Here is a 15388-nt window from a genome sequence, read left to right on the forward strand (position 1 = left end):
GTAAAGCGGCCTTTCGCCTCGCCGAAGAGCCTAGTTCACCCGGCCGAAGGGGCTGCCGAAGAGATGGATCGGCCGGATGGCGGGCGCATCACGGAAAGATTACAGAAGCATCGAATGCACGAGGACATAAAGGCCGTAGCCGGCCCCGCCCAGCACCGCCCAGGCGCCGGCGGTCAGCAGCGTCCATAGGGCGATCAGCCGCAGCCCGCGCAGCTTCTCCACCTTCGGATCGGGGAAGGGCGTGCCGCGCCCGCCCTGCCGTCCGTGCAGCAGGCGGGATTCGGCGGAAAGCGCGGCGGTCTCGCCGGTGTCGGGCTCCGGCGGCAGGGCGATCGTGCTGGGCATCGGGCTTGGCCATCGAAGGGGGTGAGACGGGCCGGGCGTGGGTACCGCATGCTCGTGTTGCCAAATCCTACACCACCTTTGCGCGGCGTCATGGGGCGAAAAAGCGGTATCGCCTCCGCTCAGGCATCCTGCGACGAAAGCCATGCCCGGCAGGCGGCTTCCCGGTTCCGGATACCCCGTGGGTCGAGGGCCGGGGGCAGGGCGGTGAGCAGCGTGGCGCCGTGGCCGGCGGCGATCGCCGCCAGCCGGACCGCGGTCTCGGGCGGGCCGGTGAACAGCGCGTGGCGGATTCCGGCGGCCAGCGCGCCTTGCGCCTCGCCGGCGCGGTCGCCGCAGTCCAGCACGGCGGTGACGGCGACGCCGGGGCATCGGCGCTCCACGGCGGCGGCGATGCCAAGCAGCCAGAGCGCGCCGCCGTAGCCGCCGGCGACCAGCGTCAGCGGCAGGCCCAGCGCCCTGGCGGCGGCGGCGGCGGCCAGCGCGTCGTCAAGCCCGTGGATGCGGATGGGGCGGGAAGGTGGCGTCACGGCGCGGCTTTCGATGGGAACACCCGTCGGGTATAGCCGCGGCGGGGGCGGGGGCGCCAGCCCGCCGCCCCCGCCGGCTTCCTCCTTCGCCCCGGATCCCCGACAGGGTTCAACGGGGCCGGTTGAGAAAATTGAGGCAGGTCAAACCGCACCGGATCGGTCCGGAGGTATGGTCGACCGCATCGGGTGGCGAGAACGCCGGCCCGGCCGATTTTCGGGATATCCTCCCTCGGGAACACCGCGATGATGGAATACAAGGGCTACAAGGCCCAGATCGACTTCGACAACGACGAGGGGCTGTTCGTCGGTGAGGTCATCAACACGCATGATGGCATCACCTTCTCGGGCCGGTCGGTGGACGAGTTGCGCGATTCCTTTCGCCGCGCCGTCGACGAGTATCTCGAACTGTCGTGCGATCTCGGCGGGGATGGCGAGCAGCCCTTCTCCGGGCGGCTGGCGATCCGCCTCAACCCGATCCTGCACCGCGCCATCGCCGACTGCGCGGAGCGCGAAGGCAAGAGCGTCGCCGCCTGGATCGCCGACTGCCTCGGCCGCGCGGCGGGGGTGAGCAGCGTCAAGACGGGAGGGTGACGGGAAAGGCGCGCGGCCGGCGGGCGGATCGCGTCACCGGCGCCGCGCCGCCGCCAGCAGGTCACGACAGGCGGCCTCCACCGCACGGGCGAGCCCGGCGGCATCGCCCAGCGGACCGTCGCGCATGCGGTCGCGCAACTCCAGCCGCAGCCGGGCCAGCCGGGTCGAATCGGCGGCGAGCGTCGCGGCGATCCGTCCATAATCCTCCAGGGTCGCGGCGATCAGGTCCGGCAGGCCGACCCGTGTGAGCAGGGCCGCCCCCACCCGCGCGGCGTGCCGGTCGCCGGCCAGCGTCACCACGGGAACGCCCATCCACAGCGCCTCGCAGGTGGTGGTGGTGCCGTTGTAGGGGAACGGGTCGAGCCCGACGTCGATCCGCTGGTACAGCGCCAGATGCCCCGCCCGGCTGGCGACCCAGCCGATCAGTTCGAGACGGTCGGCGGCGATTCCGCCATCGACGAAGCGCGCGCGCAGGTCATCGCGCACCGCCGGGTCGGTCAGCCCCGGCGCCTTCAGCAGCAGCCGGGACTCCGGCAGCGTCGACAGGATGTCCGTCCAGGCGGCGATCACGGCCGGGGTCAGCTTGCCCAGTGTGTTGAAGGATCCGAAGGTGACCGGCTCCCGTCCATCCCGTGGGCGTGGCTCGGGCGCGTCGTCCGGCGGCTGGTAGCGCAGGAAGCCGTCGGGCAGGGGAATCGGCGGCTCCGAGCTCCAGGGGGCATGGTCCGGCGGCTCGATGATCGGGTCGGTCAGCCGCCCTTCGAGCGCGAGCCCGGTCGTGCCGGGGTAGCCAAGCGCCGTTAGCCGCACCGGAGCCGGCGCCAGGGCCAGCACGCCGAGCCGGCTGTCGGCGGTGTGCCCGCCCAGATCGATCAGCGCGTCGATCCGGTCGGCGCGGATGCGGTCGGCCAGCGCCGCGTCGCCGAGTCCCGCCACCTCGCGCCAGTCGTCCGCCCGTTCGCGCAGCCGGGCGGTCGTCGCGTCGGGCCGGCTGAGCGCGGCGTCGTAGCAGACGGTGCGGACCGTTCCCCGGTCATGGGCGGCGAGAAGCGGCGCGAAGAAGGTCCCCACCGAATGGGTGCGGAAATCGGCGGACAGGTAGCCGATGCGCAGCGGCCCGGCGGTTTCCCCGCGCGGGACCGGCGGAGGCGACGCGCCGGGCGGGGGGGCGTGCAGCCGCGCCCAGCGCCGGTGCTCCGCCAGCAGGGCGGCCGGCCCGGCGGACGGGTCGCTCTGGCGGATCAGCAGCAGGTTGCTGTGGAGGGCGCGGGCCGGGGCCGGAGTCAGGGCGATCAGGCGGCGCAGGACGGTCATCGCCCGTTCGGGACGGCCGGCGGCGTGGAGCGACCGGGCCAGGGCGTCCAGCGCCGCCGGATAGCCGGGCCGCAGGCGCAAGGCCCGGCGGCTGTCGATGACGGCGGCGCTCGGCCGTCCACGGTCGATCCAGCCCTGCGCCTGGTTGACCCAGGCTTCGGCCAGGCCGGGGTCGAGGGCCAGCGCGCGCGTCCGTGCCCGGTGTCCGTCGCCCGCCCGCCCCAGTTCGCGGAGCGCGAGGGCGCGGCCGTCATGCCCGGCCGCCCGTCCGGGATCGCGCTCCAGCGCCTCGTCGAACGCCGCCAGCGCCTCGGCCGGACGGCCCGCCGCCAGCAGGGCCGCCGCGAGGTCGAGCGTGCCCTCCGGCTGTTCCGGTTCGGCTCGGGCGGCGATGCGGAAGGCGGCGGCGGCGGCCGGAGGATCGGCCGGCATCAGCAGCAGGCCGAGGTTGCGGGCCGCGCCCAGCATGGCGGGAGCCGCCGCCAGCGCGGCGCGGTAGCAGCGGGCGGCGGCCGGCCGGTCGCCGATGTCGCGCAGGGCGTTGGCTCGGTTGAAATGCGCCTCCTCCAGAAGCGGGGCCAGCCGTGTCGCCCCGGCGTAGGCGGCGGCGGCCTCGCGCGGGCGCCCGCTGTCCTGGAGGGCGACGCCCAGATTGTAGCGCAGCGCGGCCTCGTCCGGCCGCAACCCGGCCAGCGCCCGCCACGGACCGATGGTCGCCGGGGCTGATTCCTCGCGCGCGGCGGCATCGGCCAAGCTCTTCCACAGATCGTCGCGCGCCGGCTCCAGCGCCAGGGTCAGGCGCAGCGCGCCGGCCTGCGGCAGCCCGGACGCGGCGAGCGTCGCCGCATGGTTGAGGCGCAGGTCGTTGCGGTTGGGCGCGTGGCGGATCGCGACCGCGAGGCGGTGGCGCGCGTCCCCCATCCGCCCGGCCCTGGCGGCGGCCAGCCCGGCGAGGCGCCAGGCGTCGGCCTGCGTGGGATCGGCGCCCAGGATGCGGTCGCACAGGGTTTCGGCCTCGGCCAGCCGGCCGGCCTCCAGATGGTCCAGCGCCGCCAGCAGCGCTTCCCTTATGCTGGCCACGCGGTCGTCTCCGCCATCATCCCCGCCATCGTCACCCTCCGTCGCAGGCAAGCCGCCAGACCGCATCCCGCCAGGACGCGCCGTCCGTGCCGATCGGCACGAGACGCGACGGAACGTCGCCGTGTCCGTCCGGCAGGGCCAGCGCGTTGACGGTCACCAGCCCCGGGAACGGGTTGCCCGTCCGCCCGTTCCGGTTGGCCGGATTGAAGACCGGCGCGATGTGCCACCACAGACGATACCCCAGCGGCTTGAGCCGGGCCATGGCGTTGGGCAGCGCGGCGTCGGCGGCGACCCGGAAATAGAAGACCGGCCGATGGGAGGCGAGGCCCTCCAGGACGAGCGGATCCAGCGGCGGGCCGGTCAGCGTGGCCCGCACCAGAGCGATGCGTCGGCCGGCCGGACGTCCGGCCAACCCGTCGTCGCCCAGCCCATCGGGCAGGGTCCGGCGAGCCGTGACGGAAACGTCCGGATTCAGCGCGAGGCTGCGCTCCAGTCCGGCGAACAGGGAAGGGGATGGCTCGATCGCCACGACATGGCCCTGCGGCCCGGCGGCGCGCGCGAAGGCCAGGGCGTGGGCACCGGTCCCCGCGCCGGTGTCCAGCGCCACGCCGCCCGGCTTCAGGTAGCGGGCGCACAGCGCGGCCTCGATCTCCAGCCATTCACCCAGCGTGTCGAGGGAAAGGCCGATGTGCGGGGCGTGTTCCGGGAAGGCGAGACGACCGTGCCGCCCGGTGGCCTCCATCCAGGAATCGGTTCCGGCGGCGTCCATTTCCGGCAGGCGGACCACATGGACCAGCTTGGCGCCGACGTGGGACTCGCCGGGCGCCACCGGTTCCGGGAAAGGGCGGCCCAGGGCTCCATGCACGCCGTCATGCACCAGGATCCGGTCGACGACGCGCGGCCACAGCCACTCCGCCAGAAAATGCTGATCGTTCCACCGGCTCGAACGGTTGGCCGTGAAGGCGTCGATGGTGGAGCCGACCGGTGGCAGCAGCCCGGCGGTGCCGCCCCACAGCCCTCCCTGGATCGGCTCCATGTGCATGACGTGGTCGCGCATGGCGTGGAAGGGCAGCCCGGATTCCAGCCATTCCCGCAAGGCCGCGCGTTCGCGCGCGGTGATCCGTGAATCGCAGTCCCGGCACAGGAAGCGCCGCACCTTCGGATCGTCGGCGGCGAGGAAGCGCCAGAACAACCCTTGCCCGGAGACGGCGTTGCGCGGCATCCCGACGAGTTCGGCGCCCAGGGACGCCAGTTCGGCCAGGATGTGGGCGGGCACCGAATCGTCGTGGTAGAAGCGGCAGCGCCAGTCCGGCAGGTCGCGCGCGATGCGCCGCGCGTTGTCGATCGCGCCGCCGCAGTAGATTTCCAGCGATCCCCACAGGCTGAAGCTGACCACGTCGAGCGTGCGGCCGGCCGCCGATTCCGGCAAAGGTTCGGAGGGCGCTGGCGGAATGGCGCGCAGCTTGAGCGACAGGGCGCGGGTCGACCAGGAGAGCGCCTCTTCCGGATCATCGCCGTCGAACGCCATCGCCAGCGCCTCGCACGGGTCCGGGTTGTCGGGGTCGAGAACGCTGGCGCGCCGTAGGATGCTCTTGCCGTCGTCGACGCGCCCGGTCTTCGTCAGGGCGAGACCGAGGACGTGCAGGAGAGGGGCGGTTGCCGGATTCCAGGCCGTCAGGCGTCGGCATAGGGCGATTCCGTCGGCGGTTCGGCCAAGCTCAGTCAGCGCCACGGCCCGCGCGAAGCCCAAATCGGCGTCGAACGGGAGCAGGGAGGCCGCCGCTGTCAGGTCGGACAACGCCCGCTCGTTTCTCCGGGCCTCAAGGTGAGAACGGCCACGTTCGAAGAGAAGAACGCCGAGCTTCTGGTGGTTCGTGCCGGGGGCCAGACGATGGGCGCGTTGCAGGGCGGCGATGGCGGCGTCGCTCCGTCCACCACGATGCGCCGCCGTCCCCAGCAGGTCCCAGGCTGCGGCGTCGGCGGGAGCGAGCGCGATGACACGGCGCGAGGATGCCAGGGCATTGGCCCAGTCGCCGGCGCCGGCGTCGATCTTCGCCAGATTGTCGTGCGCCGGGATCAGGCCGGGGTCCTGCGCCACCGCCCGCACCAGCAGGCTCCGGGCTTCGTCGAAGCGGGCAAGCTGGCACAGCAGCGTGCCGGCGAAGTAGAGCGTGGGCCCGTGGTTCGGATCGACGGCCAGGATGCGGTCGCACAGCGCCATCGCCTCGTCCTGCCGTCCAGCGCCATGGAACTCCAGGGCGGTCCTAAGGGCTTCGCTGATGGTGGCCATGGTGATGGACGGACGCTCCGGTCGGATGATTTCAATAATATAAACGAATGAAAACCTCCGGGTATTGGGAAATGCCGAGAGTTCTCCTTGCAGGGGGATGTGGACCGATGCGGCGTTTCGCCAGCCATGGGAAGCCCGTGCTCGGCAGTAAGGTCGCCCATGCCGCGACCGCACCGCCGGTCGGCAATTCGGGCCGGCTGCCCCTTTGCATTTTGCGACGCTGTTTGCAGTGCGGAATCGGGACTTTCGCATCGTGCGAAAGTCCTATTGCCTTTGATCGGTTGCCTGGCCGGGGCTTTGACGGTTTTCCGCGACCGCCGCTTTCATGCCGCACCGCATGGGGCGCTGGCATCGCCCTTGCGTGCGGCACCTGCGAAATCGTGACCGTTGGGGTGCGCCGTGGGCGGATTGAGACTTACATTGCGGGCGAAGCTCTGGGCGCTCGTCGTTCTGGCCGCCATCGCGTCGATCGGCATCGCCGGAGCGGCGCTGTGGATGAACAAGCAAAGCCTCCAAGAGGACCGGAAGGAGGCGCTGCGTTTCGTCGTGCAGACCGCCCATGGGCTTGCCGGCAGCTACGAGGCCGAGATCAAGGCCGGAAAGCTGACGCGTGCGGAGGCGCTTCAACGCTTCAAGGCCAACCTCGACAGCATGTTCTACAACGGCAAGGACTACATCTTCGTCTACAACCTGGATTACCAGGCCGTCGTCCATCCGATCCGCCCGGACATGGTCGGCAAGGACCAGCGCGAGAACAAGGATTCCAACGGGGTCCACTTCATCCGCGAACTGGTCGACACCGCGCGGACGAAGGGCGAGGGCTTCGTCGAGTATATGTACCCGAAGGCGAACAGCGACCTTCCCCTGCCGAAGCTGAGCTACGTCAGGATGTTCGAACCCTGGCAACTGCTGATCGGCACCGGCGTCTACATCGACGATCTCGACACCCGCTTCCGGGGGACGCTGTGGACGGTGCTCGGCATCGTCGGCGGTCTGGCGCTGCCGGTGGTCGGGTTGATCGCGCTGGTCGGCCACGGTATCAGCGTCCGCATCCGCCGCCTGTCCGGCGCGATGAACGCGCTGTCGCAGGGCGACCTGTCGGTCGCCGTTCCGGAAGCCGACCGCCCCGACGAGCTGGGCGACATGGGGCGCGCCGTCCAGGTGTTCAAGGAGAACGCCGCGGCCCGCCAGCGGCTGGAGGCCGCTCAGGCCGAGCACGCCCGCCGCGCCGAGCAGGACAAGCGCCAGGCGATGGACCGGCTGGCGAACGGTTTCGAGGGATCCGTCGGCGGCATGATCCGGACGGTCGCCGCGACCACCGAGGAACTGGACCGCAAGGTCCGCGCCATGTCGCAGGCGGCCGACCAGACGAACCGTCTGGCGACCGTGGTCGCCTCGGCCAGCGACACCACGGCGGCCAACGTGCAGACCGTCGCCTCGGCCTCGCAGCAGCTCTCAAGCTCCATCGTCGAGATCGGCCAGCAGGTGTCCGAGGCCAGCCGCGTGGCGGCCGAGGCGGTCGGGCTGGCGCAGCAGGCCAACAGCCGCATCGGCAGCCTCGCCGACGCGGTGGGCCGGATCGGCACCGTGGTCGGTCTGATCAACTCGATCGCCGGCCAGACCAACCTGCTGGCGCTGAACGCGACGATCGAAGCGGCCCGTGCCGGGGAGGCCGGCAAGGGCTTCGCCGTCGTGGCGAGCGAGGTGAAGGCGCTGGCCAACCAGACGGCGAAGGCCACCGACGAGATCGGCGGCCAGATGAGCGGCATCCAGGCGGTGACCGGCCAGGCGGTGGCGGAGATCCAGAGCGTCGCGTCGGTCATCGACCGGTTGAGCGGCATCGCCACCGCGATTTCCGCCGCCGTCGAGGAGCAGAACGCGGCGACCGCCGAGATCTCGCGCAGTGTCCAGCAGGCCGCCGCCGGCACCGGCGAGGTGTCGTCGAGCATCGCCGGCGTCACCGTGGCGTCGGACCAGAGCGGCCGCACCGCGCGCGAACTGGTGGACGCGCTCGGCACGCTGTCGGGGCAGGCGGACAGCCTGAAGACCCAGGTGGCCAGCTTCCTCGACACCGTCCGCGCGGCGTAGGCGCGCCGGTTCCTCCGGACGGACAAACGGAAAGGGCGCCCCCCGCGAGGAGGGCGCCCTTTTCGTTTCCGGCGGACCGGAGACGCTTACTTCGCGTTCGCCATGGCGACGGCGGTGTCGCTCATGCGGTTCGAGAAGCCCCACTCGTTGTCGTACCAGGTCATGATGCGGACGAAGTTGCCGTCGATGACCTTGGTCTCGTTCAGCGCGAAGATCGAGCTGTGCGGGTCGTGGTTGAAGTCGGTCGAGACCAGCTCTTCCGTGTAGGCGCCCAGCACATTCTTCAGCGCGCCGTTCGACGCCTCGGAGATCGCCTTATTGATCTCCTCCACCGAGGTGGCGCGCTTGGCGGTGAACTTGAAGTCGACGACCGAGACGTTCGGGGTCGGGACGCGCATGGCGGTGCCGTCCAGCTTGCCCTTCAGTTCCGGCAGGACCTTGCCGACGGCCTTGGCCGCGCCGGTCGAGGTCGGGATCATGTTCAGGGCCGCCGCGCGGGCGCGGTGCAGGTCCTTGTGGTTGGTGTCGACGATGCGCTGGTCACCCGTGTAGGAGTGGATCGTCGTCATGAAGCCCTTCTCGATGCCCACGAGGTTGTGGAGCACGTGCGCCACCGGCGCCAGGCAGTTGGTGGTGCACGACGCGTTCGAGACGATGCGGTGCTCGGCCTTGAGCTGGTCGTGGTTCACGCCGTAGACGACCGTGATGTCCTCGTCGGTCGCCGGGGCGGAGATCAGGACCTTCTCGGCGCCCGCTTCCAGGTGCTTGGCGGCGTCGGCGCGCTTGGTGAAGATGCCCGAGCATTCCAGGGCGATCTGGACGTTCAGATCCTTCCAGGGCAGCTTGGCCGGATCACGCTCCTGCACGACCTTGATCTCGTGGCCGTTGACGACCAGGACGCCGTCGCGGGTCTCGATGGTGCCGGGGAAGCGGCCGTGGACGCTGTCGTACTTCAGCAGATGCGCGTTGGCCTTGAGGTCGGCGAGGTCGTTGATCGCCACGACCTCCACGTCCTTGCGGCCGCTCTCGTAGATGGCGCGCAGAACCAGACGGCCGATGCGGCCAAAACCGTTGATCGCTACCCGAACAGCCATTTCTTCCTCCAGTTTGAACTGTGGGGCGCCCAAGTCAGGCAGTACGCCCCGCTTCTCTCAGAGACGCGCCTTGACGGCGGCGACGACGGCTTCGGCGGTGATGCCGAAATGCTTGTAGAGTTCCTGGTAGGGCGCCGATTCGCCGAAGCCGGTCATGCCGACGAAGGCGCCCTTGTCGCCCAGCCAGCGGTCCCAGCCCAGACGGATCGCCGCCTCGACGCCGACGCGGACGCCGGTGCCGAGCACGGAGGCCTTGTACGCGTCGTCCTGGGCGGCGAACAGCTCCCAACTCGGCATAGACACGACGGCGGTGCCTACGCCTTCGGCCTGAAGCGCCTTGCGGGCCTCCATGGCGAGCGAGACCTCGGAGCCGGTGGCGAGGATGGTCGCCTTGCGCTCGCCCTCGGCCTCGGCCAGGACATAGGCGCCGCGGGCGCTGCGGTTCTCGGCGGTGTGCTCGGTGCGCAGCGTCGGCACGTTCTGGCGGGTCAGCGCCAGCACCGACGGGGTGCCGGTCGCCTCAAGGGCGATCTGCCAGCACTCGGCGGTCTCGACCGCGTCGCCGGGGCGCAGCACCAGCAGGTTGGGGATGGCGCGCAGGGCCGCCAGATGCTCGACCGGCTGGTGGGTCGGGCCGTCCTCGCCGAGACCGATCGAGTCGTGGGTCATCACGAAGACCGTGCGCTGCTTCATCAGCGCGGCGAGGCGGATCGCCGGGCGGCAGTAGTCGGCGAACTGCATGAAGGTGCCGCCGTAGGGGATGACGCCGCCGTGCAGCGCCATGCCGTTCATGACGGTCGCCATGCCGTGCTCGCGCACGCCGTAGCGGACGTAGCGGCCGTTGAACTCCCCACGGCCCGTCACGTCGGCGGTGTTCTTCGCCTTGGTGTTGTTCGACGGCGTCAGGTCGGCCGAGCCACCGATCATCTCGGGGATGGCTGGGACCAGCGCGTCGAGCACGTTGCCCGAGGCGACGCGGGTCGCCCAGCTCGGCTTGTCGGCGCTGATCTTCTCCTTCAGCGCGACGATGGTGTCGGCGAGGCCGGCGGGAACGCCGCGGTCGACGGCCTGCGTGAACTGCTTGGCGACGGCCGCGTCGAGGGCGGCGAAGCGCTCGCTCCAGCCCTGGAAGGCGCCGGCGCTGCGGGTGCCGGCGGCGCGCCAGGCGGACAGCACGTCGTCGGGGATCACGAAGGGCTCGTGGGTCCAGCCGATCGCCTCGCGGGTCGCGGCGACCTCGTCGGCGCCCAGCGGCGAGCCGTGGCAGCCGTGGGTGTTGGCCTTGTTCGGCGCGCCCTTGCCGATGATGGTGCGGCAGGCGATCAGCGTCGGCTTGTCGGTCGAGGTCTGCGCGGCGGCGATCGCCTTGGCGACGGCGTCGGTGTCGTGGCCGTCGACCGAAATCGTGTTCCAGCCGTAGGAGCGGAAGCGCGCCGGGGTGTCGTCGGTGAAGCTGAGGTCGGTCGAGCCGTCGATCGAGATGTGGTTGTCGTCCCACAGCACGATCAGGCGGTTCAGCCCGAGATGGCCGGCCAGCGAGCAGGCCTCGTGGCTGACGCCCTCCATCAGGTCGCCGTCGGACGCGATGACGTAGGTGAAGTGGTCGACCAGGGCGTCGCCGAAGCGGGCGTTGGTGATCCGCTCGGCCAGCGCCATGCCGACGGCGGTCGAGACGCCCTGGCCGAGCGGGCCGGTGGTCATCTCGATGCCCAGGGTCGGATCGACCTCCGGGTGGCCGGGGGTCAGGCTGCCGAGCTGGCGGAAGTTCCTCAGCTGGTCGATGGTCATCCGCTCATAGCCGGTCAGGTAGGCCAGCGCGTAGATCAGCATCGAGCCATGGCCGGCCGACAGCACGAAGCGGTCGCGGTCGGCCCAGGTCGGGTTCTTCGGGTCGAACTTCAGGAACTTGGTGAACAGCACCGTCGCGACGTCGGCCATGCCCATCGGCATGCCCGGATGGCCGGACTTCGCGGCCTCGACCGCGTCCATGGCGAGGGCGCGGATTGCGCTGGCCATCGTGTGGAGGGAGGGCTGGGCGGAGGTCTCAGCGGACATCGGGGCGTTTTCCTGGAGTCGGGCGCGCGAAGCAGGGAAGGGCAACGGCAGATGCACGGGCGCCTGTCAAGGCTCCGTGAAACGCGCGCACCATGCAGAAGCCTAGGCCCAAGGTCAACATGCGAATGGGAGGGTTTCGGCTCGGACAGGGGCGTCAGCAGGAGCGGGGCCGGGGGGAGGGGTGGGGGCAGGGGTGGGGCAGGGGGCGGGGGTGGGCCGATCGGCCGCACCGGATTTGCCGTTGACGGGTCCGTCCGCCCACCCCACCTTTACCACTTCCGCGCCAGAACGGCGCGTGCGGGACGCCCAATCCGGTTCGAAGGTCTTCGCTGTATGGATACGCTGAAAGCGGCGCTGGAGCGCTTGGGCAAGGCCGTCGATCGGCTGGAACACGCGGCGGCGGCCCGCGAGGAGCGCGTCGCCCGGCGCGACCAGGAGCTGACCCGCGCGCTGGAGACGGCGCGCGCCGATCGGGCGACCGCCCAGGCCACCGCCGAAACCGTGTCGCAGCGGCTGGAGGTCGCCATCGGTCGTCTGGAACAGGTGCTGGAGAGCTGACCCCATGGCCCAGGTCGACATCGAGGTGAACGGACGCGCCTACCGCATGCTGTGCGAGGACGGGCAGGAGCGCCGCCTGAGGGAGCTCGCCGACTATGTGGACGGCCGGCTGAAGCAGCTGACCGGCGGCGGCAAGAGCGGGTCGGAGGCGCAGATGATGCTGATGACCTGCCTCGTGCTGGCCGACGAGTTGCAGGACGTGATGGCCGGGCGCGGCATCACCGCCAAATCGGCGATCGACGAGGCGGAGGTCGCCTCCGGCATCGATCACGTCGCGAAACGCATCGAAGAGGTTGCCGCGCGGCTCGAACGCGCCTAGATTGGTAAACGGAAGGTCGCTGCCTGGTTCGACAGGCTGCAATAATCCCCAGGGCCGATAACCTTGATCTCTAGGGAGCTGTCCCTGTCCGAACCCTTGGTCCGGGTACACGGCGCCCACCTGCTCATGCAGGCCATGGAGGATAGGCACATGGCCACCGGCCGAGGCGGCGCCTTCCGCCCTCCTTTTCCCGATCATCCCCGCATCATCCGACGATGACCGATCCGCAAGGCAAGGACGCCGCCCGCAGACAGGCGCGCGCCGTGCGCGACGCCATCGCCGACGGGTCTTTCCGCGAGCGGGCCGCGCTGGCGGTGCGCGACCGCGTGGCCGGGCTCGGCCTGCCGCCGGGCGTGGTCGGGGGCTACTGGCCGCTCGGTTCGGAACTCGACGCGCGGCCGGCTTTGATCCATCTTAGGACCCTTGGGCACGGCGTGGCGCTGCCGGTCTCCGGACCGCGCGGCACGGCGCTTCTGTTCCGCGACTGGGACCCGGACGAGCCGGCGGTGGCCGGTCGCTACGGCATCCTGGAGCCGGGGGAGGGGCGGGCGGTCGTGCCGCACCCGTCGGTGCTGCTGGTGCCGCTGCTGGCCTTCGACCGCGGCGGGCATCGGCTGGGCTACGGCGCCGGTTATTACGACCGGACGCTGGACGTGCTGCGGGCGGCGGGGCCGGTGCTGGCGGTGGGGGTCGCCTTCGCCGCGCAGGAGGTCGCGACGGTGCCGAGCGCCGATCACGACGAGCGGCTGGATTGGATCGTGACGGAGCGCGAGACGCTCCGCATTGGTGGATGAGGCGGACGGGACGATGCGTATTCTCTTTTTCGGCGATGTGGTTGGGCGGGCCGGGCGCGACGCGGTGATCGCGCACATGCCGGCGCTGCGCGAGCGGCTCGACCCCGACCTGACCGTGGTCAACGGCGAGAACGCCGCCGGCGGCTACGGCGTCACCGTCAAGATCGCCGAGGAGTTCTTCGCCGCCGGCATCGACGTGGTGACGCTGGGAAACCACACCTGGGACCAGAAGGAGCTGGTCGGCACCATCGAGCAGCAGCCGCGCATCGTCCGGCCGGTCAACTACCCGGAGGGCACGCCGGGGCGCGGCTTCGTGCTGCTCCAGGCGCGCGGCGGGCGCAAGGTGCTGGTGGTCAACGTGCTGCTGCGCCTGTTCATGGAGCCGATGGACGACCCCTTCGCGGCGGTCGACCGCGTGCTGAAGGCGCACCGGCTGGGGGCTGGCGGCGTGGACGCGATCCTGATCGACGTCCATGGCGAGGCGACCAGCGAGAAGATGATCATGGGCCATTTCTGCGACGGCCGCGCCTCGCTGGTGGTCGGCACGCACAGCCATGTGCCGACCGCCGACCATGTCGTCCTGCCCAAGGGCACCGCCTACCAGACCGACGCCGGCATGTGCGGCGACTACGACAGCGCCATCGGCATGAAGAAGGAGATCGCCATGGCCAAGATGGTGCGCAAGCTGCCGACCGAGCGCCTGTCGCCGGCCGAGGGCGAGGGCACCGTCTGCGGCTGCTACGTGGAGACCGACGACCGCACCGGGCTGGCGCTGCGCATCGAGCCGCTGCGGTTGGGCGGTCGCCTGAGCCAGACGGTGCCGGAGCGGAATCAGTAACGGGGAGGAGGGCCATCCAATGGGTTTCCAAGCCAAGTACGACGATGATTTCCACGCCTGGGCCATGGAGCAGGCCGCTCGTCTGCGCGAGGCCGCCGCGTCGGGAACCAACCTGCCGCTGGATTGGGAGAACCTCGCCGAGGAAATCGAGAGCATGGGGCGCAGCGACAAGCGCGAGGTCGTCAGCCGGCTGGCTCGCATCATCGAGCATCTGCTGAAGCTGGAGCTGTCCCCGGCCGAGGCGCCGCGTGCGGGATGCCGGCGGTCCGTGATCCAGCAGCGAAAGGGTTTGGCGCGTGTGTTTCGGGAGAGCCCGAGCCTGAAGGCCGGGGGCGACGGCTTCCTTGCCGATGCCTGGGCGGATGGTCGGCGGGACGCGGCCGATGGGCTGGAGGCCGACGGCATCTTCGAGAGGGAATTGCCGCGCGAGTGCCCCTACGCGCTCGCCGAACTCCTGGACGACGGTTTCTGGCCCGCCAACCAGCACGGGCTGCCCCGGTAGTCGTGGCGCCGGGGCAACGTCCGCCGCCTGTTGCGCCGAACGGCCCGGGTCACGCCGCAATCTCGCCATATTGACTTTCTAATCCGGTGGGTGTCGTCTCCGCGCCGAACGCGTGCGGTGGCGTTGCGGACCTGTTACATGTGTCGTGCGGCCACCCGCCGATTTAACCCGCTCTTTGTCCGAGGCTCGTTCGACCCATGGCCGGTCATTCCCAGTTCAAGAACATCATGCACCGCAAGGGCGCGCAGGACGCCAAGCGGTCCAAGATCTTCAACAAGCTCGCCCGCGAGATCACCGTGGCGGCCAAGTCGGGGCTTCCCGACCCGGCGGCCAACCCGCGCCTGCGCGCCGCCATCCTGGCCGGTCGCCAGCAGAACATGCCGCGTGACCGCATCGACCGCGCCATCAAGCAGGGCACGCCCGGCGGCGGCGACGACACCAACTACGAGGAGGTGCGGTACGAGGGCTACGGTCCCGGCGGCACCGCGCTGATCGTCGAGGCGCTGACCGACAACCGCAACCGCACCGCGTCCGAAGTGCGCTCCGCCTTCACCAAGCATGGTGGCAGCCTGGGCGAGACCGGTTCGGTCAACTTCATGTTCAACCGCATCGGCGCCATCTACTACCCGGCCGCGTCGGCGGACGCCGACGCGATGTTCGAGGTCGCGCTTGAGGCCGGCGCCGACAACGTCGAATCCGACGAGAACGGCCATGAGGTGACCACCGCGGTGGAGAGCTTCGGCACGGTCCGCGACGCGCTGGAGGCCAAGTTCGGCGCGCCGGAGAGCGCGCGGCTGACCTGGCGTCCGCTCAACACGGTGGCCCCGTCCGAGGACGCCGCCGCCAGCCTGCTGAAGCTGATCGACGTGCTGGAGGACAACGACGACGTCCAGGTGGTCGAGGGCAACTTCGACATCTCCGACGAGCTGATGCAGAAGCTGACGGCCTGACGACCGGGCCGAGCGGCGGGAGATCGGGGCTGTGTTTGCGCAG

The 15388-nt window shown here is 70.7% G+C and carries 14 protein-coding genes and 1 other RNA gene; 9 read left to right on the forward strand and 6 right to left on the reverse strand.

Annotation, left to right across the window (positions count from 1 at the left end; genetic code table 11):
• Positions 1–99: 99 nt before the first annotated feature.
• A complete protein-coding gene (locus J2847_RS01455) occupies positions 100–345 on the reverse strand; it encodes a hypothetical protein (protein ID WP_209776476.1) in 246 nt (81 codons plus the stop codon).
• Between the two features lie 119 nt (positions 346–464).
• Positions 465–872, reverse strand: a complete 408-nt coding sequence (locus tag J2847_RS01460; RefSeq protein ID WP_209776478.1) for a hypothetical protein — start codon at positions 870–872, stop codon at positions 465–467.
• A gap of 243 nt (positions 873–1115) precedes the next feature.
• On the opposite strand from J2847_RS01460, the gene J2847_RS01465 reads away from it, so the two are divergent.
• Positions 1116–1463, forward strand: a complete 348-nt coding sequence (locus J2847_RS01465) for a type II toxin-antitoxin system HicB family antitoxin (RefSeq protein WP_085556332.1) — start codon at positions 1116–1118, stop codon at positions 1461–1463.
• Between the two features lie 33 nt (positions 1464–1496).
• Here J2847_RS01465 and J2847_RS01470 read toward each other — a convergent pair whose 3' ends face one another.
• Together J2847_RS01470 and J2847_RS01475 are read right to left on the reverse strand one after the other, a co-directional pair.
• The gene (locus J2847_RS01470) at positions 1497–3857 is read right to left on the reverse strand and encodes a tetratricopeptide repeat protein (RefSeq protein ID WP_209776479.1); all 2361 of its coding nucleotides are present in this window, start codon (positions 3855–3857) and stop codon (positions 1497–1499) included.
• A 31-nt stretch (positions 3858–3888) separates the two neighbouring features.
• On the reverse strand, positions 3889–6147 hold the full coding sequence (locus J2847_RS01475; protein WP_209776481.1) for a tetratricopeptide repeat protein: 2259 nt from the start codon (positions 6145–6147) through the stop codon (positions 3889–3891).
• 420 nt (positions 6148–6567) lie between these two features.
• On the opposite strand from J2847_RS01475, the gene J2847_RS01480 reads away from it, so the two are divergent.
• Positions 6568–8235, forward strand: coding sequence for a methyl-accepting chemotaxis protein (locus J2847_RS01480; protein WP_325169298.1), 1668 nt, complete (start codon positions 6568–6570; stop codon positions 8233–8235).
• A gap of 86 nt (positions 8236–8321) precedes the next feature.
• Here the strand turns inward: J2847_RS01480 and gap are convergent, their stop codons facing one another.
• A complete protein-coding gene (gene gap / locus J2847_RS01485; protein WP_209776484.1) occupies positions 8322–9329 on the reverse strand; it encodes a type I glyceraldehyde-3-phosphate dehydrogenase in 1008 nt (335 codons plus the stop codon).
• A gap of 57 nt (positions 9330–9386) precedes the next feature.
• Complete coding sequence (gene tkt, locus J2847_RS01490; protein WP_209776486.1) at positions 9387–11384, reverse strand: transketolase; 1998 nt, start codon at positions 11382–11384, stop codon at positions 9387–9389.
• Between the two features lie 333 nt (positions 11385–11717).
• Between tkt and J2847_RS01495 the strand changes: the two genes are divergently transcribed.
• The 7 genes from J2847_RS01495 to J2847_RS01525 all read left to right on the forward strand — a co-directional run bounded on the left by J2847_RS01495 (position 11718) and on the right by J2847_RS01525 (position 15345).
• The gene (locus J2847_RS01495) at positions 11718–11942 is read left to right on the forward strand and encodes a hypothetical protein (protein WP_085556338.1); all 225 of its coding nucleotides are present in this window, start codon (positions 11718–11720) and stop codon (positions 11940–11942) included.
• A gap of 4 nt (positions 11943–11946) precedes the next feature.
• Positions 11947–12261 carry a cell division protein ZapA gene (locus J2847_RS01500; protein WP_209776487.1) on the forward strand — a complete coding sequence of 105 codons (315 nt, stop codon included), beginning with the start codon at positions 11947–11949 and terminating at the stop codon, positions 12259–12261.
• A 13-nt stretch (positions 12262–12274) separates the two neighbouring features.
• Positions 12275–12438: non-coding RNA, 6S RNA (gene ssrS / locus J2847_RS01505), on the forward strand.
• Between the two features lie 38 nt (positions 12439–12476).
• The gene (locus J2847_RS01510; protein WP_209776489.1) at positions 12477–13055 is read left to right on the forward strand and encodes a 5-formyltetrahydrofolate cyclo-ligase; all 579 of its coding nucleotides are present in this window, start codon (positions 12477–12479) and stop codon (positions 13053–13055) included.
• A 13-nt stretch (positions 13056–13068) separates the two neighbouring features.
• Positions 13069–13893, forward strand: coding sequence for a TIGR00282 family metallophosphoesterase (locus J2847_RS01515; protein ID WP_209776491.1), 825 nt, complete (start codon positions 13069–13071; stop codon positions 13891–13893).
• 19 nt (positions 13894–13912) lie between these two features.
• The gene (locus J2847_RS01520) at positions 13913–14395 is read left to right on the forward strand and encodes a DUF29 domain-containing protein (protein ID WP_209776493.1); all 483 of its coding nucleotides are present in this window, start codon (positions 13913–13915) and stop codon (positions 14393–14395) included.
• Positions 14396–14592: 197 nt separating this feature from the next.
• Entirely contained in the window at positions 14593–15345 is a 753-nt protein-coding gene (locus J2847_RS01525) for a YebC/PmpR family DNA-binding transcriptional regulator (RefSeq protein WP_085556341.1), read from the forward strand.
• Positions 15346–15388 lie beyond the last annotated feature (43 nt).

The organism is Azospirillum agricola, assembly GCF_017876095.1.
Taxonomy (GTDB): Bacteria; Pseudomonadota; Alphaproteobacteria; order Azospirillales; family Azospirillaceae; genus Azospirillum; species Azospirillum agricola.